Source organism: Roseovarius sp. CAU 1744, from assembly GCF_039839345.1.
Classification (GTDB): domain Bacteria; phylum Pseudomonadota; class Alphaproteobacteria; order Rhodobacterales; family Rhodobacteraceae; genus Roseovarius.
This window is the reverse complement of the sequence record NZ_JBDOQV010000005.1, coordinates 78,161-98,752: the sequence shown is the minus strand read 5'-3', so window position 1 is coordinate 98,752 and position 20,592 is coordinate 78,161. Positions and strand designations below refer to the sequence as shown.

General features: G+C 60.3%; 17 protein-coding genes. 5 read left to right on the top strand and 12 right to left on the bottom strand.

Going from position 1 to position 20,592, the window contains the following annotated elements; genetic code table 11:
* Nucleotides 1–31: 31 nt before the first annotated feature.
* The 5 genes from AAFO92_RS11370 to AAFO92_RS11350 form a co-directional block, all read right to left on the bottom strand.
* Entirely contained in the window at nt 32–1,036 is a 1,005-nt protein-coding gene (locus AAFO92_RS11370) for an oligopeptide/dipeptide ABC transporter ATP-binding protein (protein ID WP_347535136.1), read from the bottom strand.
* Nucleotides 1,033–2,031 carry an ABC transporter ATP-binding protein gene (locus tag AAFO92_RS11365; protein WP_347535133.1) on the bottom strand — a complete coding sequence of 333 codons (999 nt, stop codon included), beginning with the start codon at nt 2,029–2,031 and terminating at the stop codon, nt 1,033–1,035. Before AAFO92_RS11365 ends, AAFO92_RS11370 begins: the two co-directional genes overlap by 4 nt.
* Nucleotides 2,028–3,224 carry an ABC transporter permease gene (locus AAFO92_RS11360; protein WP_347535131.1) on the bottom strand — a complete coding sequence of 399 codons (1,197 nt, stop codon included), beginning with the start codon at nt 3,222–3,224 and terminating at the stop codon, nt 2,028–2,030. The genes AAFO92_RS11365 and AAFO92_RS11360 overlap by 4 nt, the downstream gene beginning before the upstream one ends.
* A 4-nt stretch (nt 3,225–3,228) precedes the next feature.
* A complete protein-coding gene (locus AAFO92_RS11355) occupies nt 3,229–4,233 on the bottom strand; it encodes an ABC transporter permease (protein ID WP_347535129.1) in 1,005 nt (334 codons plus the stop codon).
* A 113-nt stretch (nt 4,234–4,346) separates the two neighbouring features.
* Complete coding sequence (locus AAFO92_RS11350; protein WP_347535127.1) at nt 4,347–6,386, bottom strand: ABC transporter substrate-binding protein; 2,040 nt, start codon at nt 6,384–6,386, stop codon at nt 4,347–4,349.
* A gap of 419 nt (nt 6,387–6,805) precedes the next feature.
* On the opposite strand from AAFO92_RS11350, the gene argE reads away from it, so the two are divergent.
* Nucleotides 6,806–7,969: an acetylornithine deacetylase gene (gene argE / locus AAFO92_RS11345; RefSeq protein WP_347535125.1), complete on the top strand. Its 1,164-nt coding sequence runs from the start codon at nt 6,806–6,808 to the stop codon at nt 7,967–7,969.
* Nucleotides 7,970–8,126: 157 nt separating this feature from the next.
* Here the strand turns inward: argE and AAFO92_RS11340 are convergent, their stop codons facing one another.
* The 7 genes from AAFO92_RS11340 to AAFO92_RS11310 all read right to left on the bottom strand — a co-directional run bounded on the left by AAFO92_RS11340 (nt 8,127) and on the right by AAFO92_RS11310 (nt 15,402).
* Nucleotides 8,127–10,130 carry an EAL domain-containing protein gene (locus AAFO92_RS11340; protein WP_347535123.1) on the bottom strand — a complete coding sequence of 668 codons (2,004 nt, stop codon included), beginning with the start codon at nt 10,128–10,130 and terminating at the stop codon, nt 8,127–8,129.
* A 9-nt stretch (nt 10,131–10,139) separates the two neighbouring features.
* Nucleotides 10,140–10,649 (bottom strand): hypothetical protein, encoded by a 510-nt coding sequence (locus AAFO92_RS11335; RefSeq protein WP_347535121.1) that lies wholly within the window; start codon nt 10,647–10,649, stop codon nt 10,140–10,142.
* A gap of 544 nt (nt 10,650–11,193) precedes the next feature.
* Complete coding sequence (locus tag AAFO92_RS11330) at nt 11,194–11,877, bottom strand: ABC transporter permease subunit (RefSeq protein WP_347535119.1); 684 nt, start codon at nt 11,875–11,877, stop codon at nt 11,194–11,196.
* Between the two features lie 9 nt (nt 11,878–11,886).
* Nucleotides 11,887–12,567 carry an ABC transporter permease subunit gene (locus AAFO92_RS11325; RefSeq protein ID WP_347535117.1) on the bottom strand — a complete coding sequence of 227 codons (681 nt, stop codon included), beginning with the start codon at nt 12,565–12,567 and terminating at the stop codon, nt 11,887–11,889.
* 63 nt (nt 12,568–12,630) lie between these two features.
* Nucleotides 12,631–13,404 (bottom strand): transporter substrate-binding domain-containing protein, encoded by a 774-nt coding sequence (locus AAFO92_RS11320; protein WP_347535115.1) that lies wholly within the window; start codon nt 13,402–13,404, stop codon nt 12,631–12,633.
* 37 nt (nt 13,405–13,441) lie between these two features.
* A complete protein-coding gene (locus AAFO92_RS11315) occupies nt 13,442–14,239 on the bottom strand; it encodes an ATP-binding cassette domain-containing protein (protein WP_347535113.1) in 798 nt (265 codons plus the stop codon).
* 110 nt (nt 14,240–14,349) lie between these two features.
* Nucleotides 14,350–15,402 carry a LysR family transcriptional regulator gene (locus AAFO92_RS11310; RefSeq protein WP_347535111.1) on the bottom strand — a complete coding sequence of 351 codons (1,053 nt, stop codon included), beginning with the start codon at nt 15,400–15,402 and terminating at the stop codon, nt 14,350–14,352.
* A gap of 21 nt (nt 15,403–15,423) precedes the next feature.
* Here AAFO92_RS11310 and speB point away from each other — a divergent pair, with 21 nt between their 5' ends.
* Genes speB through AAFO92_RS11290 form a run of 4 tightly spaced genes read left to right on the top strand, consistent with a single transcriptional unit; the run spans nt 15,424 to nt 20,530 of the window.
* On the top strand, nt 15,424–16,476 hold the full coding sequence (speB, locus tag AAFO92_RS11305; protein WP_347535109.1) for an agmatinase: 1,053 nt from the start codon (nt 15,424–15,426) through the stop codon (nt 16,474–16,476).
* Nucleotides 16,473–17,660, top strand: a complete 1,188-nt coding sequence (locus AAFO92_RS11300; RefSeq protein WP_347535107.1) for a pyridoxal phosphate-dependent aminotransferase — start codon at nt 16,473–16,475, stop codon at nt 17,658–17,660. Before speB ends, AAFO92_RS11300 begins: the two co-directional genes overlap by 4 nt.
* A 39-nt stretch (nt 17,661–17,699) precedes the next feature.
* On the top strand, nt 17,700–19,070 hold the full coding sequence (locus AAFO92_RS11295) for an aspartate aminotransferase family protein (RefSeq protein WP_347535105.1): 1,371 nt from the start codon (nt 17,700–17,702) through the stop codon (nt 19,068–19,070).
* Between the two features lie 23 nt (nt 19,071–19,093).
* A complete protein-coding gene (locus AAFO92_RS11290; protein WP_347535104.1) occupies nt 19,094–20,530 on the top strand; it encodes an aldehyde dehydrogenase family protein in 1,437 nt (478 codons plus the stop codon).
* Nucleotides 20,531–20,592 lie beyond the last annotated feature (62 nt).

Genomic DNA, 20,592 nt, shown 5'->3' with positions numbered 1-20,592 from the left:
TCCTTCTGCAGTAGGTGGGGGCCTGTGCGCCTCAGGCGGGAACTTCTGCGCCAAGCTCCCGCCAGTGATGGCAGGACACCGCGTGGCCTTCTTCGCAGCTGTCCAGCGACGGCTCTTGCCGCTTGCAGATTTCCGTCGCGAACGGGCAGCGGGTGTGAAACTTGCATCCGCTCGGCTGGTTCGTGGGAGAGGGAATTTCGCCTTCGAGCTTCTGCGCCTTGCCGCGGTCATCCGGATCAAGCGAGGGGATCGCCGAAAAAAGCGCCTTGGTATAGGGATGGCGCGGATTGTCGAACAACTGGCGGGTGGGGGCGCTTTCGACGATCCGGCCCAGATACATCACCGCCACATGATCGCAGGTATGGGCCACGACGCTCAGGTCATGGCTGATGAACATGAAGGTGATGCCCAGGTCACGCTGCAACTCATTGAGCAGGTTCAGCACGTCGGCCTGGATCGACACGTCCAGTGCCGCTACGCTTTCATCCGCGACAATGAATTGCGGACCCGAGACAAGTGCACGGGCAATCGAAATCCGCTGCCGTTGCCCGCCGGAAAACGCATGCGGGAAGCGGCGCAGATGTTCCAGGTTCAACCGGCACTTTTCGGCAATCTCGCGCACGCGGGCATCGGTTTCCTCGCGGCTCTTGGTCAGGCCCATCACCTCGAGCGGTTCGGCGATGATGTCGCGTACCGTCATCCGGGGCGAAAGCGCCGCATAGGGATCCTGAAAGATCAACTGCGCGCGCTTGCGGTAATCCTTGAGGTCAGGCCCCGCCAGGGTGGTCAGGTCGTACCGAACCTCGCCATCATCGTAACTGGCGTCCCCCCGCGCGATCGGCACCGCCTTGAGCAGCGCGCGCCCCAGGGTCGTCTTGCCCGAGCCGCTTTCGCCCACCACGCCAAAGAACGATCCGCGCGGAATGTCGATCGAGATGCCGTCGACCGCCTTGAGAATCTTCTTGCTGAAAACACCGCCGCCGATCTTGAATTCGACGCAAAGATCACGGGTTGAGATCAACAGCTCTTCGCTCATGCCGCTTCTCCCTCGGCGCTACACAGATGGCAGGCGGTGCGATGATTCTGGCCGGTATCAGCCCATTGCGGGATGTCGCGCCTGCACACATCGCCGATGATCTTGGGACAGCGCGTGTGAAACACGCAGCCGGGGGGGCGTTCTAGCGGCGAGGGTATGTCACCGGCCACCGGGGTCAGCGGCGCCTCAAGGTCATCGAGCTTTGGCAGCGCGTCCAGCAGGCCCTGCGTATAAGGGTGCTGCGGACGGCGGATCACGTCGCGCACCGGGCCCTGTTCGATCATCCGGCCCAGATACATCACCGCCACCTTGTCGGCGGTCTGCGCCACGACGCCAAGGTCATGGGTGATGAAGATGATGCCCATGTGGAATTCATCCACCAGATCCTTCATCAGGTCGATCACCTGCGCCTGAATGGTCACGTCGAGCGCGGTTGTGGGTTCATCCGCGATCAGCAGCTTGGGTTTGGTCGAAAGCGCCATCGCGATCATCGCCCGCTGGCGCATCCCGCCCGACATCTCGAAGGCGTATTGCCCGAACCGGGTGGCGGCATCAGAGATACCCACCCGGTCCAGCATCTCGATCGACAGTTCTCTGGCCTGCGCCTTGGACATATCCGAATGGATCAGCAGCTGCTCGACCATCTGCTTGCCGATGGTCATCGCCGGGGCGAAACTGGCCATCGGTTCCTGGAAGATCATCGAGATCGCACCGCCGCGCACCACCTGCATTTCGCGCGGGGTCTTCAGCGACATCACGTCAACGGGCCCGTCATCCAGGTGCAGGGTGATCCTGGTTTCCGGCGAATAATGCCCGTTGCCCGCGTTCAGCTTCATCAGCGACTTGGCCGTGACCGACTTGCCCGAGCCGCTTTCGCCGACCAGCCCCATCACCTCGCCCGGTTCAAGCGAGAAGGAAACGTTGTCGACCGCGGTGATCCGGCCCTCGTCCGTGTCGAATTGAAGGGTCAGGTTTTCTACGTTCAGCAGGCTCATTTCCGGGACTCCGAATAGGGATCGGCCGCGTCGCGCAACCCGTCACCGACAAACACGAAGGCCATCACCAGCACGATGAAGAAGATCACCGGAATGAAATACCATTGGTAATTCAGCAGCACATCGGCGCTGGTGGCCTTTTGCAGCATCACCCCCAGCGAGCTGACCGGATCCTTGAGCCCCAGCCCGATGAAGCTGAGCGCGGTCTCGGACAGCACCATGTAGGGGAAGGAGATCACCAGATCGACGATGATGTAGCTGGTGAAGCTGGGCAGCAGGTGACGGCGGATCACATGGCCGGGTTTCGCGCCGCAAAGCTGCGCCGCCAGCACGTATTCCTGGTTCCTTTCAGTCAGCAGGTGGGTCCGGACGCGCCGTGCCAGGGTGGGCCAGCCGATGAAGCCCAATATGAGGGATATGTAGAAGAACCTGGCCTCGGCCGTCATTTCGGGGGGCATGAAGGCCGCCACCGCCATGAAGAGCGGAATGGCGGGCACGGTTCGGACCGCATCGGTGATCATCTGTATGACCCCGTCTATCCAGCCGCCGTAATAGCCGGACACCCCGCCGATGATAAGCGCCAGCACAAACGCGATGAACACCCCGATCGAGCCCACCTTCATCGATGTCCAGATCGCGTGCAGCGTGCGCGAGAAGATGTCCTGCCCGTCCTCGTCGGTGCCGAACAGGTGGATCTTGCCCCCCTCGACCCCGAACAGATGCGTGTCCATCGGGATCAGGTCGAACAGGCGGTAATCATCGCCCTCGACGAAGAATTTCATGTAAAGCCGCGTATCCTCGTCGACCGTTGTCACCCAGCGGAAATTCGTCGCCATCGACCGCTCACGCTTGACCGCATGGATGAACGGCCGGGCCGAGCAGCCATTGGTATCGCAGAATTTCGGGATCTGCGGCGCACCGTTGGTGTAGTCCTTGTCGCGGCCCGCGATGGTCGGGTCATAGGGTGACAGGAACGGCGCGAAAACACCCGACAGGATCAGGACGACCAGCACGACCGCCGCCACCAGCGCCGCGCGCTGCTTCTTGAACCTTGCCCAGATCAGCTGCCCTTGGGAGGCGGTGAAATAAGCCTCCTTGGCGCGGCGCTGCACGGCATCCTCGGTCTCGACAATCGAGACATGCGGGCCGGTTGTCTGGGCGAGGTTGGGATCGGTGGGATCAGGAGTGCTCATGGGCTCACCTCAGAATGCTCTTGCGGACACGCGGATCAATCACCGCCAACAGGATGTCGGTGAAGAAGTTGAGTGTCACGATGGAGGCAGTCAGCAGGAAGATGATCGCGCCTGCAAGCTGTTGGTCATTGGACCGCGCCAGCGCCTCGATCAGCAGGGCGCCGGCCTCGGTCAGGGTCAGGATCAGCGCGACGATGGGTAGTTCGTTGAAGATCCGGTTCAGGTCGAAGCCCAGCGAATTGACGATCGGACCAAGCGCGTGACGGGCAGGGTAGCGCCACAGCAGCTTGCGGCCAAACACCCCCCGCGCCGAGGCGGCGGTTACGTAGAGCTTGCCGATCTCGTCGGACATCAGCGCGCGCACCGTCTGCAGCGCAAAGGCGGTGGCCGACCAGCCCAGGATGAAGATGGGCAGCCAGGCGTGTTTCAGGAGATCGACGAACTTGTCCCAGTCCCAGGGCGCATCGCGGTATTCCTTGCTGAAGAGGCCGGTCAAGGTTTCCCCGAACCAGATGGTCGAGACCAGCATGATCATCAGCGCCAGCAGGAAGTTGGGCATCGCCAGGCCCAGGTAGCTGAACAGCCGCAACCCGTTGTTCAGGAACGGGTTGTTGGACGCGGCCGAAATGATGCCGACCGGGATGGCGATGGCGTAGGCCAGCGCCAGCGAGGCCAGGCAGACCGCCAGCGACAAGAGGAACTTGTCGCCGAGCAATTGCGCGATGTTGACCCGCAGGATGCAGCTGTCGCCGTATTCGCCCTGAAAGGCGTTCACGATCCAGCTGGACCAGCGCACCAGGAACGGGCGGTCAAGGCCAAGCCGCTGTCGTTCGATTTCGATGTCTTCAACCGAAATCCCCGAGCCCTGGGTGTTCTTGAACGCCAGATACCTCTCGGCGCAATCGCCGGGCACCAGCTCCATCAAGGTAAAGACAACCAGAGACACGATAATCAGCGTGGTCATCGCCATCATCGCCCTGATTATAACGAAGCGGCCGAATTGCAGCATGTTTCCGTTCCGTAGTTTTGCCCAGGGCCGTCAGCAGGGGCGGCACGCGGCAATTGCGTACTTGGTCTGCGGGCAGCGCAGGCCGCCCGCAGCACATTAGATCCAGTCGTGGATTATTCCGTCAACCACCATTGCGAGGCCCGGTACGGGTAGGTCCGGTAATACTCGTAGGAGTGGGTCTGGAACTCGGTGAAGTTCTGCAGTTTCCGGCTTTGGTAGATCGGTGCCGGTGCGTTGACCGTGCCGATAAACAGCAGGTTCTCCACCATGTTCTGGACCATGCGCGCGCCGGTTTCCGCGAACTCGGCGCTGGCCTGGTCCGCCGACTGCAGCGTGTTCACGTCAGCCATCAGCTGCTTGACATATTCCGGCGGCTCAACGCCGGCGGCGCCGTCGCTATCGACCCATTCAGCCCAGAGCATACCCGAGCGGTTGCCGAAATAGTTCTCGAACGGCGGCACCCACAGCTCGTTATTGCCCAGCACGATGGCCAGCGGCTGACCTTTGCGCCACATCGACACGTCAAGCTTGTTCGAGGACTGGGCGGAGCGGTATTCATCGGGCGTCACTTCCTTGACAACCGAGTCGATGCCGACATCCTTCCAGTACTGCGCCACCAGCTCGACGGTCTGACCGGCGATACCCTGTGTCGAGAAGTTCATGTTCAGCACCAGCTTGTCGCCATTGGGCAACTCGCGGATACCATCGCCATCTGTGTCTGCCATGCCGATCTCGTCCAGAAGCGCGTTGGCGGCATCCGGATCGAATTCGGTCTTGTAGCTTTCCCAGGACGCGTCGGCAAATTCGGGCAGGGGCGAAAACCCTACATATTGCTTGGGTGTGCCTTGCCCGAAGAACCCGACCTCGTTCAGCTCGTCGCGGTTGATGGCAACCGACATCGCTTCGCGGAACCTCAGATCACCGAAAACCTTACGCTTTTCAGGGTCTTCGTGGGTGACGTTAAAGCCGAACGCACCCATGGTGATCTCGGGCCGCAGATAGATGTTGTAGCCACCCTTATCCTGATTTTCCAACAGGATGGGCGCCGATGCCAGTTGCAGCGACTGCGACTTGTAGTCGACCTCGTTGTTGACCAGCTTGAGGATCCGGACCTCGTTGTCGTTGATATAGACCTCGTCCTGCTCGCTGATATAGGGCAGCTGCTGGCCGGTCGGATCGACCTGGTGGAAATAGGGGTTGGCCACCAGATGGCGCCCCTCGGTCGTGTCGGTGATGTAGATGTGGCTTTCCAGCGTCGGATAGGTGCCCTTGGGCAGGTTATCCGCAATTTCCGGACGGCTCAGCATCGGGGTGGGCGTGTCCGTCCAGTCCGAGTTGCCGTAATAGGCCTTGATCGCGTCATAGCCATTTTCAAAGCCAAGGCTTTGGGCATAGCTGTCCGCATCGGCGTTGATGTCCGGGTGGAACTGGCCCAGGAAATGCTTGGGCTGGAAGCCTTGCCCGTAGTGGGTGGCGAAGTGTGCCAGCAGGCCGGGCTTGGGCGCGGGCAGGTTGAAGACCACGGTGGTCTCATCCGGAGCGTCCACGGTCATTGTCTCGCCGCCCACGGTCACGTAATCCTTGGGCTTTTCAAAGATGTTGGTGTCCAGCATCAGGTTGTCATGCCAGAATTTCACATCCGCCGAGGTAAACGGCGCGCCGTCCGACCACTTGTGACCCTTGCGCAGCGTGAAGGTCAGCTGGGTGAAATCGTCATTCCATTCCCAGGACTTCGCGATATTGGGCACGATGGTCTGCAAATCGTCCGAATAGCGCACCAGGTTGACGTGACGCACCGACAGGAAGTCGGACGTGCCCGCCTCGGTCGCGTTCGACAGCACGTCCAGCGTGCCGCCATATTGACCGATTGAATCGTAGGGCACGACAACCAGCGGTTCCTCGGGCAGACGCTCGGCCAATGCCGGCAAGTCGCCGTTGCCTTTGATCTTGCCGTTCAGCGCCTCGATTTCCGGGTTGGCCGAAAACTCCATGGTGCAGCCGGCGGCGTCCTGGAATTCGGCCAGGTCGTATTGCTGTGGATAGGCTCCTGCAGCAATCCCCTGCATATCCGCAACCGTGATGGCCGGGCAGTTGGCATAGGCCGCTGCCGGCAACGCGATCGCGGCCACGCCTGATAACAATAGTCGTTTCATGTTCTCTCCTTTGGACTTCCTAGTCAGACAAAAGGGGGACTGGCGCTTGTTGTTGACGTTTTCATGACAGCCATCCCCCGGTTGTTTTTATTGTTTGTTTTCCCCTACGTTTCCGTCCGGCACTGCGATGCCGGATTTTGTTTTTCGACAGTAGGGCAGAAAACTACGCGGCTACAATCGTATAATTTCTATCGTTTCAAAAGAAAAATCTATACCTCGGGGCTGCGCCATACGCGTATTGACCCGGCATCGCGGAAAAATCAGGCATCGACACAGGGCCGGACAGGGCCGGGCGCCCCGGCCTGCCTGAACGCATAGAGTGCTGGTGCCCATGCCGGTGCGAAGTGGGCAGTATTGTCTTTCAGAATCAAGATACGCCGCTATAGGCTCTGCCGAGGCGCAGCCAAGGGGATACATGCGTGACCGACACTCTGACATCCGCTGTCGAAATTCTGGAAAACCTGGTTGGGTTCGAGAGCATTTCAGGCGAGCCGAACCATGCGATCGTCACCTATATCGCCGATTTCCTGCGCGCGCAGGGGCTTGAGGCGATCATCAGCCGCGATGCGGACAGCGACCGGGCCAATGTCTTTGCCACCATCGGCCCGGCGGTAGATGGCGGCGTGGTGCTGAACGGTCATACCGATGTGGTGCCGGTCGAGGGGCAGACATGGGCCACCGACCCGTTCGTGCTGACGCGCCGCGGCGACAATCTCTATGGCCGCGGGGCGGTTGATATGAAGGGGTTCCTGGCCTGCGCGATGGCCTCGGTGCCGGTGTTTCAGGCGGCCGGGCTGACGCGCCCGATACATCTTGCCTTTACCTATGACGAGGAGATCGGCGGCCTCGGGATGCCGGTGCTGCTTGAAAGCATGGGCGCGCTGCCTTATCGGCCATCGGTCGTGATCGTTGGCGAGCCGACGGGGATGAATATCGTGACCGGCCACAAGGGCGGGACAGAGATGCGGACCGAGATCACCGGGCTCGAGGTCCATTCCTGCAATCCCACGCGGGGCGTCAGCGCGATTTCGGTGGCGACAAGGCTGATCGCCAAGATCGAGGAGGTGGCCGCGCGGCTGGCGGGTGATCCGGTGGTCGGCTCGCCCTATGATCCGCCCTACGGCACGTTCAACATCGGCACGATCGAGGGCGGCGCGGCGCGCAACGCCACGGCGGGCTGGTGCAATTTCGACTGGGAATTCCGGCCGATGCCCGGACAGGACAGCCGCGCCATCATCGCCGAGATCACCGAATATGCCGAGCACGAGTTGCAGCCGGCGATGAAGGCCGTCGATGTCGCTGCGGGCATCAACATCATCACCGAGGTTTCGGTACCGTCGCTTGACGACCGCAACGCCGAGCGCGCAGCGGCATTTGTCGGCGACATCACCGGCCAGAACAGCCGGAGCGTCGTGTCCTTCGGGACCGATGCCGGGTATTTCAGCGATGCCGGGCTGTCGACCGTGGTTTTTGGTCCAGGAACCATAAACCGCGCCCACGGCCCGGATGAATTCATCGAAATCGGTGAATTGCAACAGGGGCTGGGCTTCCTGCAGTCGGTTGCGCAAAAGCTTTCATCGTAAAAGTGATTTTATACAACGAGATACTTGGTGCACCTCATGTAGAAACCCTGCCGTTGTGCCGGTCCGTACCGAACAGATTGATCCGGTTTTATGGCCGGAAAACCGCTGGGTTGATACCGGCGGGCCCGGCGCACCAGCGCTGTGCCCGGTACCCGGATCAGCCGGCCGAAGCCGGACGGATCCGCCGGTTGGACGTCATCGCGGCTGCCAGGGCCTGATCGGGCCGGTCCGGCTTTCCGAAGTAATATCCCTGACCGTTTTGCGCGCCCATCTTGGCCACGATCCTGCCCTGCAGATCGGTTTCGATACCTTCCACGGTGACGTCGAATTCAAGATTGCGGGCAATGTCCATCACCGATGCCAGCAGCAGCCGGGCCGTCTCGGATTCCTCCAGTTCCTCGATCAGCGACCGGTCAATCTTGAGCTCGTCGGCGCTTGTGGTGCGCAGGTAGGCCAGCGAGGAATAGCCGGTGCCGAAATCGTCGATGGCGATCCTGCAACCCAGATCGCGCAACCCGGCAATCACCGATTTCGCCTGTTCCCAATCGCGCATCTCCATCGTCTCGGTGATTTCCAGGGTCAGCAGGCCGGGCGTCAGGAGCGAGGACCAGAGCGCGTCCTGCACCCATTCGATCACGCGGTTGGACGTGAAATGCAAGGCCGACAGGTTGACGCTGACGGAAAACGCGGTTCCGTTTGTCTTGTTCCAGTCGGCAATGAGCTGGGTCGCGCGGCGCAGCACGAAGTGGTCGACATCCACGACCAGCCCGCTTTCCTCGGCAATCAGGATGAACTTGTCCGGCGGAACAAGCCGGTCACCGCGCTGCCAGCGCACCAGCGCTTCGAAGCCGATTATGCAGCCATCTGCCAGGCTGACCTTCGGTTGCAGATAGGCCTCAAGATCGTCGTTCCGAATCGCGCCGGGCAGTTCTTCGAGCATGGCGCGGCGCTCCTGGAACCGCAGCTCCAACTGGTGATTGTAGAACGTATAGCGCCCCCGGCCTGCGGATTTGGACGTGTAGAGCGCAAAATCCGTGACCCGGGACAGCAGGTCCAGCGACACGGTCGCCGTCGATCCGGCCTGCGTGGATGTGGCCAGCCCGATGCTGATGCCGATCTTGAATGTCTCGCCCTCGAAGGTGAAGGGCTTGTCGGCCTCTGCCAGGATGCTCTGGCACAGGCCGGTCAGCCGCACGACGTGATCGGTGGGTACGACGATGGCGTATTCATCACCGCCCAGGCGGGCCGCAAAGCCCTTGTTCTCGTCCGCCAGGCGCGAAAGGATTTCGCCGACATGCTGCAATACCGCGTCGCCGGCGGCATGCCCGTAGGTGTCATTAATCAGTTTGAATTCGTCGAGATCTATGTAGAGCAGCGCCAGGGAGCGCCCGGCATCCAGCAATTTCTCAAGCCGGTCCTGGAACTGCGATCTGTTGGGCAACCCGGTGAGCGTGTCGTAGAAGGCCAGGAACGCCACCCGCGCTTCTGCCCGGTCGCGCGCCCGCCGCCCCAGAACCTCGCGGCGCAGGAACAGCAGCGCAACCGAGCCGATCAGGGTCAGGCAGATCAGGTTGGCAAGGACCACCAGCCGCTGTTCGCGTACCGCGCGGGACTGCTTGTCAAGAACCTTGTCCGCCTGCCGCCGCATGTCGTCCAGAAACAGGACAAGGTGTTTTCGCGCCTCTACCGCCGCATCCAGAAGGTCGGTCATCAACCGGTCGGTATCGGGATATTGCTGCGCGGTCGCCGTGTCAGCCACGTCGATGATCCGCTCGAGCGCGGTGATCGCCGCGGCGCCCGAGGCGATCCTGCTCTGCTCTCTCATCGAAACGCGCAAGCTGTCAATGCGGACGAAAAGAACATCCGTGGCGTTCTGGAAATCGACCGCGAGGTCGGGCGTCACGCGGCCCTCTTGCGTGGCTGCCTGGGCGACCATGAGCAGCCGGTGAATGTCGCTGAGCGCGACGTAGCCGTTGCGTGCCTTCTGATCCCGGAACCTTGCGTGATTGTCTTCAAGCTGGGTGACAACCCCCTGGACATAAAGGCCCACGCCAAGGCAGCCGGCAATCAACAGGCCAACGAACACGAACACGCCCACGCGGGACGCGAACATGTCCAGCACACGGTCAAGCCGGCCCGTTTTTTTGCCCGCATAGTTCATCGGAACAAATCAGCCTTCCGCTTCGATGCGCGCCGCCATCCAGACAAGGTTCTGTTCCGATGTGAATTCCGAGGTGGTGTAGGCCTCCATGTCGATCACAAACTGGATCGGGCCGCGTGCGCGGCGGGTATGTGGCCGGCCGTCGACCCGGGTGGCGACCAGCACGTCGACATCGTTCCAGACCTCTTGCGACATCACGGTGGCGTAGTCATTCTCTGCGATGATCGAGATCGCGCTGGCATTGGCGATGCCGTTCGCCGCCAGAAGATCCGTCAACAACACGCCTTCGAACCGGGCGGGTTCATCGCGCCAGGGGGTTCGTGTCGTCAGGCTGTAGGTCGGCAATTCCTCAAGCTGGGCGGGAGAGTAGGCGATTTCGGTGCCATCCGCCCCGACCACCACAAGCGTGGCATCCTTGTGCGCCACTGGTGCCAGCTCGACCGCGACGATCGGGTCGGCCCAGAGAGCATTCGCGGACAGGAGAAGGGCCGTTGTGGCGGAAATCATCATGTTTTTCATCTGGTCACCTGATACTGTTTGATCGTCGGGTCATCCTATGAACGACCGTTTAAAACCCGGTTTAGGTCCCGCGGGTAACGGCGATAAACGCCTGAAAAAAACAGCAAATTTGAAAGGTTTTGCGTTCTGACCGTTTGGGGAAGCACCGGGCGGGGGTCGCAAATGGCGCCAAGCCAGCCTTTGACCGGGCTTGCCCGCCATCGCGTGGCTTGGACCGTGCGTGTTTGACGGGCCTTGGACGGTCAGGCTCGCGGCTGTTTCAATCCGTGCCGCGTTCTGTAGATGCAGCAGGTGGCATCTCCGTGCGGTGTGATCTTCAATCATTCTTCTGCGTCTGACTAAGGTTTGGACCGCGCCTGGATTGCAGATCAGACCGTGGCAGTGGGCCGTGTTGCTGCTCTTGAATGACTGGCCACGGAAAATCTGCCTCTGTCCCGCGTTCGGGCTGTCGTGAGGGATGATGCAGTGCCTGGATTACGGGCAATGCGGGCTCTTGGTGTCATCTGCAAAAGTCAGCCTCGAGATGTGCCAAGGCTAGCCACACCTATCTCACGAGATGCGCCAGGAAACGCTTTTCAGCTCGGTTGAAAATCCGGTCAACGACGAAGACAATGACAAGATAAAGAATGGCTGCGGTGATCAAGCCTTCGTAGGCTAGGTAGTACATCCCGTTCAGCGTCCGGCCCGCGCCAAGAATATCGGTGATGGTGATCGTCGAGGCGATCACACTGGCGTGCAGCATGAAGATGACCTCATTGGAATATGCAGGCAAAGCCTTACGCAGCGCACTGGGGATGATGATCCGCCTGGTGACCTTGACAGATGACATGCCGATAGCTTCGGCCGCTTCAATCTCGCCTTTTGGAATGGCCAGGATTGCGCCACGGATCATTTCACACACATAGGCCGCGCTGTTCATGGAAAAGGCGATGACGGCGCAAATCTCGGGTCGTTTGAGAAGTGGCCAGAAGAGCGATTCCCGCACGAGTTCGAATTGCGCCAGCCCGTAATAAAGCAGGTATAGTTGCACCAGCAGCGGGGTGCCGCGGAATGCGTAGCTATAGGCGGCTGCGGCCCTGCCCAGATACCGGACCTTGTAGGCTTGCGCCAATGCCAGTGGGATGGCCATCACCCCGCCGATGAACAGAGACGTTCCTATCAGCCAGATCGTGGTCCAGACGCCTTCCAGAAAAAGGTCGCGATGCTGCCAGATCAGATCGAATTCCATTGGTTCCCCCTATCGCAGTGCATAGCGTCTGCCGAGGGCACGAAGGGCCATATCGGAAACCAGGGTAAGGCCAAGGTAGATAAAGAACGCCATGAGCAGGAACAGGAACGGCTCTTGCGACGTGCGGCCCGCCTGGTGGGCATTATACATGATGTCATGTAATCCAAGGATCGACGCCAACGCCGTGGTTTTCAGCAGAACAAGCCAGTTATTGGTGAAGCTGGGCAACGCCAGCGGCACAATCTGCGGCCATACGATGCGCGCCATGTACTGCCGCGGAGTCATGCCGATGGCCTTGGCGGCCTCGATCTGTCCCACCGGGATCGACAGAAAAGCGCCGCGAAAGGTTTCAGTCATATAAGCGCCGAAGATGAAGCCTATCGTGATCGAACCGGCCATGAAGGGGCTGATTTCCAGGTAACGCCACCGGCCCGTCGCGTTACCAAGGTTGTTCAAGAGCGTTTGCCCTCCGAAGAAGACAAGCAGCATCAGGACCAAATCGGGAATGCCACGGACCAGGGTCGTATAGCTGCGACCGATGCCTCTTGAGACGGGGTTGGATGACAGGCGCAATGCCGCGCCCATGATCCCGAAAAGAACTGCCAGGGCGACGGCAGCCAGCGACAAGGCAACTGTCAAGCCCAGCCCCGACAGGACCATGGGGCCGTATTCTGTGATCAGCTCAACCACGAACTTCCCTTTCCCGAAGGCCCCTCATTCGCGTGTGTGCGAATGAGGGATTTTCCACTCGGATCAATCCCCGTAGATGTCGAAATCGAAATACTTGTTGTTGATTTCGGCATATTTCCCGTTTTCGCGAAGGGCAAGGATGGCGCCACTGATCGCATCGCGCAGCTCAGGATCGGACTTGCGCGTGCCGATGGCAGAGCCGTAACCGAAATATGTCGGATCGGTGTATTCCTTGCCAAAGAGCGCAAACCCTTCGCCCTGCTCCGTGTTCAGGAACCCTTCAACGATCTGAAGTTTGACGCCCATCCCGGCATCAAGACGGCCTGCGACCAGATCAAGCCAGATTTCATCCTGGGTCGGATACGTCTTGACGTTCACGTCCTTGCGTTCGCTGCGCAGGTAGTCTTCCATGATGGTCGAACGTTGCACGCCCACGGTTTTTCCCGCCAGGCCTTCACCATCGTCCAGCCCGGCATCGGCACGCGCGACGAAAGTGGCGGGGATCTGGTAGTATTTGCCGGTAAAATCAATCGCGCGACGGCGTTTGTCTGTGTCTGTCATAGAGGCCAGAAGCGCATCGAACTTGTTGGCATTCAATGCGGCGATCAGCGCATCGAATTCGTGCTCTGTCCAAGTGCAGGTAGCGTTCAGTTCCTCGCAGATGGCATTGCCGATTTCGATGTCAAAACCGGTTAGCTCCCCATCTGCGGTCTTGAACGCAAAGGGCTTGTAGCCTGCTTCGGTTCCCCAGCGGATCACCAGGTCTTCTGCGCTGGCAGCGGTGGTTCCGATGGCCAGCGACAGTGCAATGGCGACGGGTTTGATCAGGTTCTTCATGGAGTCCTCTCCTGTGGTTGCGTCATTGGATGACGGGTTAATCCCGGGCGCGCGAGACGAAATCACTCCATCTTTCTGACGCCTCTTTCGGGTTATTGAACAGTTCCTGCGGTGTGCCCTGGGCCTCGACCAGGCCCTGGTGCAGGAACACGACCTTGTTGCTGACATCGCGGGCAAAACCCATTTCATGGGTGACCACCAGCATCGTGCGGCCTTCTTCGGCCAGCCCGCGCATGACCTTGAGAACCTCGCCCACCAATTCGGGATCCAACGCGGACGTCGGTTCATCAAACAGCAGCGCGCGCGGCTCCATCGCCAAAGCGCGTGCTATGGCACAACGTTGTTGCTGACCACCGGAAATTTGCGAGGGATAGAAATCCTTGCGCTCATGAACGCCGACCTTTTCCAGGCATTCCTGCGCCCTTTCGCGTGCCTCTGCCCTGGTGAGGCCCAGTACCTGGACCGGCCCCTCCATCACATTTTCCAGAACCGTCATATGTGACCAGAGGTTGAAGCTTTGAAACACCATCCCGAGGTTGGCGCGCAATCGAACCGCCTGCTTGGGGTTCGCCGACAGGATCTGCCCGTCGGGCAGACGCTGAAAATCAAGCTCTTCGCCTTCTACAAAGATACGCCCGCAGGTCGGTGTCTCAAGCAGGTTGATGCACCGCAGAAAGGTGCTTTTGCCGGAACCCGACGACCCAAGGATCGAGATCACGTCGTGATTGTGGGCATCCAGTGAAATCCCGTGCAGAACCTCAAGGTCGCCAAAGCTTTTTTTCAGGTCCTCCACGCGGATGGTGGGGAGTTTGTCACTGGACTTCGCATCGCCCATCGGCGTCTCCGGATCAAATTGCTCCGGGAAACGTGACCGCAAATCAGCCATCTTAAAATAGCGTGGTTTCGAACGAAAGTTTCGTATTCTTGAAACAGTTTGCCTAGATTTTAACCATTTGGCGGCCGTCCTGCATTGGTACGCATCAGTTTCAGAAACTCGGACGCAGGGGGGCTCATCACCTTGGTGTGGTGATAGGCCATGTGGACCGTGCTCTTGTAACTGAAGGTGTTTGGCAGAATTCTGAAGAAATCAGGTTCTCGCCCATCGAAATAGTGATCTGGCAGGTAACCCAGATAGACGCCTGCCTTGACCAATGCGGCGACGGCTTCGGTTTCCAGTACGACCGGACCGCGATTGAACCGGCTCTTCAGCCCGGTCTGCAGGCTGCTTTCGCGATACTCTCTGGAAATCAGTTGGTGAGACTGCGCCTCTTTGGCGGTGATGTTACCGGTTTGCCGAAGTTGCTGAACCAATGGATGGGATTCGCCGGCGTAGACGCTGGACACTTCGTCGTAGATCGGCTCGTAGGTCAGTTCTTCGAACGACGCGTAGCGATGTAGTATCCCCAGGTGCGCGGTGCGTTCTATAAGCCGCTTTTCAATCTCCCGGGGCGATCCGACCATGAGGTTGATGGTGACGTTCGGGGCCAGTTGACTGAATGTACGCAGCACCTCTGTCAACGGGTTTGCCTCGTCCGAATAGGTGAAATCCGTCATGCAGATATCCAGCGTGCCAACCAGGTTTTCGTTTATGGTCGCAATGCCTTCGACGAACTGGTCCGTGGCCGACAACAGCTGTTCGATATAGACCATGGCCTTTTGACCATGCTGGGTAAGCTGAAATCCCCGCCGGCCGCGTTCACGGTGCAACAGCCGCATTCCAAGCCGGGTTTCGATGTCGGTAATCTGCCGCGATATGGTCGAGCGACCTACGCCCAGTTCGGTTTCAGCCGCCGACAGGTTCCCGCATTCCACCACTTTGGTCAGCACGCGCATCAGACGAATATCGACATCGCTGACGGTACCGAAAAACACCTTTTTCCGCATGGATTCCGCCACCCTTCCAACAAGACTGTTGCAGGTAAATGAAACAATAATTGGATGTCCAGCAATATCTTGGCGCGTTGCGCCCAGATACGGTTGGCCCGTGCAGATGTCCAAAACACAGGAGCTCGAATTCGCATGGCTTGGGACGACAAAAAACTCGAACAGTTGAGAGACCGTTTTGGCGGCCCGAACGATCACATGGTCTATGACGAGCATGCCAACCATATCGCTTCGTTGCTGTTTGAGCCCGGCGGAACGCGCCGCACGGCGCCCTATGCCGGCGCGATGACCTTCCTGGATGCCCCGGCCGCGGACCTGACCGACGAACGCCTGCACGGATTGGACGTTGCAATCATCGGGATGCCGATGGACCTGGCGGTGACCAACAGGCCGGGATCGCGGTTTGGGCCGCGGGCATTGCGGGCGATTGAACGGATCGGACCCTACAACGAAGGGCTGCGCTGCGCGCCCGTTCAGGAAATGAACGTTGCCGATGTGGGGGATGTCCCGTTTCGCAGCCGCTTCAGCCTGGAACAGAGTCACGAGGACATCACCGACGCCGTGGCCAAGATCGTGGCGGCCAAGGCGTTGCCGCTCTCGGTCGGGGGGGATCACTCGATCAGCCTGCCGATCCTGCGCGCGCTGGCCAAGGATGGGCCGGTCGGAATGCTGCATATCGACGCTCATGCCGACACCGGCGGCCCGTTCGATGGGGAACGGTTCCACCATGGCGGCCCGTTTCGCAATGCGGTGCTTGAGGGCCTGCTGGACCCCGAGCGCACGATCCAGATCGGAATCCGCGGCCAGTCCGGCTATCTGTGGGAATTCTCGCACGCCTCGGGCATGACCGTCATCGAGGCGCAGACCCTGGCGCATCAAGGCCTGGAGGCGGTCACCGCGCAGGCGTTGGAGGTCGTGGGGACGGGGCCGACATATGTGTCCTTCGACGTGGATTCTCTTGACCCCGCATTCGCCCCCGGCACCGGCACACCCGAAGTGGGCGGGCTGACCCCGCGCGAGGTCATCGCCCTGCTGCGCGGCATGAAAGGCATTAACATCATCGGCGGGGATGTGGTCGAGGTGGCGCCTTCTTTTGACGCGACATCGAACACCGCCCACAATGCGGCCACTGTCCTCTTTGAAATTCTGAGCTTGATGCAGTTTCGCAATCAGAATGCCGGTTCATGAAGGCGTTTTCGAAACTGGTCACACGTCTTGCCGCATTGGAAGGCGACCAATGGGAGCTGCAGCTTCGCGCCCGTGAAATGAACGAGGCCGGAGGCGACATCATCGAGCTCACCATCGGTGAGCCGGATGTGCCCACCCCGCATGAGATGGTGGATGTCTGCTTTCAGGCCATTGCCAATGGCCGCACCAGGTATTCCCCGGCCGAGGGCGAACTGTCGTTGCGGCAAACGCTGGCCGACAAATACAGCGCCCGCACCGGGCGCCAGATCGGGCCGGATAACTTCATCTGCTACCCGGGCACGCAGACCGCGCTTTATGCGGCGATGCAATTGCTGGCCGAACCGGGGGACGAGGTGCTGTTGCCCGATCCCTATTATGCGACCTACGAGGCGGTGATCCGGTCAACCGGCGCAGATATCGTGCCCGTACCGCTGCACCAGCACGCAGGATTCCGGCTGCAACCCGAAGATCTTGAGGACTGTATCACATCCCGGACCAAGGTTCTGTTGCTGAACAATCCGCACAATCCGACGGGCGTGAACCTGAACGAGGACGAACTGCGCGCAATTGCAGAAGTCTGTGCCCGGCACGACCTGTGGATTATCGCCGACGAGGTCTATGAGGCGTTGATCTTTGATCAGAGGTTTGCCTCGCTCTTCGACATGGACGCCTTTGCCGAACGCGTGATCGTCGTATCGTCGATCTCCAAATCCCATGCCGCGCCGGGGTTCCGCAGCGGCTGGATGGCGGCCAGCCAAGAGGTCTGCAGCGCCGCGATCCCGCCGGCGGTCGCAATGCTGTTTGGCAATCAGCCCTTTATTGCGGATATGACCACTTGGGCGCTGACCCATGACGTGTCCGTCACCGCCACGATGCGCGATGCCTATGCCAGACGGGCGAAACTGGCGGCTGATGCCCTGTCGCGATCGGATGTCCTGACCCCTTTGCCACCGCAGGCCGGCATGTTTCTGTGCGTCGATGTCTCTGCGACCGGTCTGTCAGGTTCCGAATTCGCCAATCGCTTGCTGGACACGGAATCCGTCGCGGTGATGCCGGGATCGTCTTTTGGTGCGGGCGCCGCCCACCTGATCCGCCTCAGCCTGACCGTGCCCGACCAAGACATCGAAACGGCCTGTGCCAGAATTTGCCGTTTCGCTGCCCAAGTGGCGCTGCAACCCACCTGAAACGACTGCTTTCGTGACCGACTGTTCTAAGGAGCCATCATGAACATCCTTGCCAATTCACCCGAAGGGCGTGACATCGCCCATCATTTCCACGGCTATACAAATGCGCGCGCTCACCTTGAAAACGGGCCGATGGTGATTGACCGCGGCGACGGCTGCTATGTCATCGACAATACCGGCAAACGCTATTTCGAAGCCATGTCAGGGCTGTGGAGTGTCGGGCTGGGCTTCTCGGAACGCCGGTTGATCGACGCTGCGACGCGGCAGTTGGAGCGGCTGCCCTTTTACCACAACTTCTCGCACAAAACGCATGATCCGGCGATTGATCTGGCCGAAAAGCTGGTTTCACTGGCGCCGGTCCCAATGAGCAAGGTGTTCTTCACCAATTCGGGGTCCGAGGCAAATGATACGGTGCTCAAGATGGTTTGGTACCGCTCCAACGCATTGGGCCAGCCGCAGCGCAAGAAGGTGATCAGCCGGTTGCGCGGCTATCACGGGGTGACGATCGCCTCGGCCAGCCTGACGGGCCTGCCGAACAACCACCGCTCGTTCGATCTGCCGATTGCCAATGTGCTGCACACCGCCAGCCCGCATCATTACCGCGACGCGCAGCCCGGCGAAAGCGAAGAGGCGTTTTCGGATCGTCTGGCGCAGGAGCTGGAGGATCTGATCCTGGCCGAAGGCCCAGACACGGTCGCCGCGTTCTGGGGCGAGCCGGTCATGGGCGCGGGCGGGGTCATCGTGCCGCCGAAAGGGTACTGGACCAAGATACAGGCCGTTCTGAAGAAATACGATATCCTGCTGGTCGCGGATGAAGTGATCTGTGGCTTCGGCCGTCTGGGCACCATGTTCGGTTCTGAATCGATGCAGATGCAGCCGGATGTGATGATGATGTCCAAACAGATCACCTCAAGCTACATGCCGTTTTCCGCCATCATGGTGAATGACCGGATGTTCGAACCCATTGCCGATGAAAGCGACACGATTGGCGTTTTCGGCCACGGTTTCACCGGCGGCGGCCATCCCGTCGGTGCAGCGGTGGCGCTGGAGACGATCAAGATCATCGAAGAGCGCGACCTGGTGGCCCAGGCGGCGGAAACCGGCGCCTATATGCAGCACCGCCTGGGTGAAATGACGGATCACCCGATGGTGGGCGAAGTGCGTGGGTTCGGCATGCTGGGCGCTGTGGAGCTGGTCCATGACAAGGCCACAAAGGCGCCTTACGAGGCGCCGGGCAAGCTGGGCGCGCTGGTGAATGCCGATCTAACGGAACGCGGTGTGATTTCGCGCAACATGATTGATGCCATGGCCCTGTGCCCGCCGCTGATTTCCACCCGGGAAGATATCGACGTGATGGTGGACGGGCTTGCCGCGTCGATCGACGCGGTACACGGATCAATCGCCGCATAGATCCGTACAGGAAGGAATAACCGATGTTGAACATGAACTTCATCGCCGGAGAATGGGTTGCCGGCAGTTCCGAGCTGGAAAATGTCAACCCTTCCGACACAAGCGATGTGGTCGGCACCTATGCGCAGGCCAGTCCCGAACAGGTCGAGCAGGCGGTTGCCGCCGCCAAGGCCGCGCAGCCGGTCTGGGCCGGCATGACACCGCAGCAGCGGGCAGACATCCTGGATCAGATCGGGACCGAGATCCTTTCCCGCAAGGAAGAGCTGGGCGCGTTGCTGTCACGTGAAGAGGGCAAGGTCCTGGCCGAAGGCATTGGCGAGGCGACACGCGCGGGGCAGGTGTTTCGGTTCTTTGCGCAGGAGGCGCTGCGCGTCGAAGGCACCTATATCGACTCGGTCCGGCCCGGCGTCGCCGTGGATGTGCGGCGCGAACCCGTCGGGGTGGTCGGTCTGATCACTCCGTGGAACTTTCCCATCGCCATCCCTGCCTGGAAAATGGCCCCCGCGCTGGCCTTCGGCAATGCGGTGCTGATCAAGCCCGCCAGCCTGACGCCCGGCAGTGTCTGGGCGCTGGTCGAAATCATCTCGCGGACCGCGATGCCTGCGGGGGTGGTCAATCTGGTGATGGGCGGCGGCGGCACCGTGGGCGACACGCTTTGCGGTTCCACCGACGTTGACGCGGTATCTTTCACCGGGTCCGTCGCGACAGGGGCTCATGTGCGCCGGATGGTGGCCGGTCGGGGCGGCAAGGTGCAGCTTGAGATGGGTGGCAAGAGCCCACTGATCATCATGGACGATGCCGACCCTGAGACGGCGGTGACCTGTGCAATCTCCGGGTCGGTGATGTCAACCGGACAGCGCTGCACCTCGAACACGCGGATCATCTGCACGCCGGGCATCCATGACCAGGTGGTCGGGCAAATGGCGGAACAGGCCAAGGCGCTGCGCGTCGGCCACGCGCTTGATGCAGGCAGCCAGATCGGCCCGGTGGTCGATCAGAAGCAGTTGGATACGAATTTTCGGTATCTGGAGATCGCCGACAAGGAAGGCGCCTCGCGCCTGTGCGGGGGCGAGCGCCTGCAGCGTCCCGAGAACGGGTTCTACATGTCTCCTGCGGTGATTGCCGATTGCACCAATGACATGCAGCATGTGCGCGAAGAGATCTTTGGCCCGGTTGTCAGTGTGCTGAAAGCCGACGATTTCGATCAGGCCGTCGCGATCGCCAATGACAATGACTTTGGCCTGTCTTCGGGCATCTGCACCGGATCGCTGAAATATGCCGAGGCATTCAAACGCCGATCGGCGGCGGGCATGGTGATGGTCAACCTGCCCACGGCGGGCGTGGATTACCATGTGCCCTTTGGCGGGCGCAAAGCCTCGTCTTACGGATCACGAGAGCAGGGCCGGGCTGCGGCGGAGTTCTATACCACGCTCAAGACCTCTTATACCCTGGCTGTCTAAGCTTCAGCGGACCAATCAAGAAACCCCACACAGGCCGACTGTGTGGGGTTTCTAATGTCACG

Excerpts from the sequence above, each read along its gene's own strand:
- AAFO92_RS11290 (WP_347535104.1), top strand. The coding sequence starts at position 19,094 with ATGTTGAACATGAACTTCATCGCCGGAGAATGGGTTGCCGGCAGTTCC.
- AAFO92_RS11340 (WP_347535123.1), bottom strand. The coding sequence starts at position 10,130 with ATGAACTATGCGGGCAAAAAAACGGGCCGGCTTGACCGTGTGCTGGAC.
- AAFO92_RS11365 (WP_347535133.1), bottom strand. The coding sequence starts at position 2,031 with ATGAGCCTGCTGAACGTAGAAAACCTGACCCTTCAATTCGACACGGAC.
- AAFO92_RS11370 (WP_347535136.1), bottom strand. The coding sequence starts at position 1,036 with ATGAGCGAAGAGCTGTTGATCTCAACCCGTGATCTTTGCGTCGAATTC.
- AAFO92_RS11300 (WP_347535107.1), top strand. The coding sequence starts at position 16,473 with ATGAAGGCGTTTTCGAAACTGGTCACACGTCTTGCCGCATTGGAAGGC.
- AAFO92_RS11295 (WP_347535105.1), top strand. The coding sequence starts at position 17,700 with ATGAACATCCTTGCCAATTCACCCGAAGGGCGTGACATCGCCCATCAT.
- AAFO92_RS11355 (WP_347535129.1), bottom strand. The coding sequence starts at position 4,233 with ATGCTGCAATTCGGCCGCTTCGTTATAATCAGGGCGATGATGGCGATG.
- AAFO92_RS11350 (WP_347535127.1), bottom strand. The coding sequence starts at position 6,386 with ATGAAACGACTATTGTTATCAGGCGTGGCCGCGATCGCGTTGCCGGCA.
- AAFO92_RS11360 (WP_347535131.1), bottom strand. The coding sequence starts at position 3,224 with ATGAGCACTCCTGATCCCACCGATCCCAACCTCGCCCAGACAACCGGC.
- speB (WP_347535109.1), top strand. The coding sequence starts at position 15,424 with ATGGCTTGGGACGACAAAAAACTCGAACAGTTGAGAGACCGTTTTGGC.
- AAFO92_RS11315 (WP_347535113.1), bottom strand. The coding sequence starts at position 14,239 with ATGGGCGATGCGAAGTCCAGTGACAAACTCCCCACCATCCGCGTGGAG.
- AAFO92_RS11320 (WP_347535115.1), bottom strand. The coding sequence starts at position 13,404 with ATGAAGAACCTGATCAAACCCGTCGCCATTGCACTGTCGCTGGCCATC.
- AAFO92_RS11335 (WP_347535121.1), bottom strand. The coding sequence starts at position 10,649 with ATGAAAAACATGATGATTTCCGCCACAACGGCCCTTCTCCTGTCCGCG.
- AAFO92_RS11330 (WP_347535119.1), bottom strand. The coding sequence starts at position 11,877 with ATGGAATTCGATCTGATCTGGCAGCATCGCGACCTTTTTCTGGAAGGC.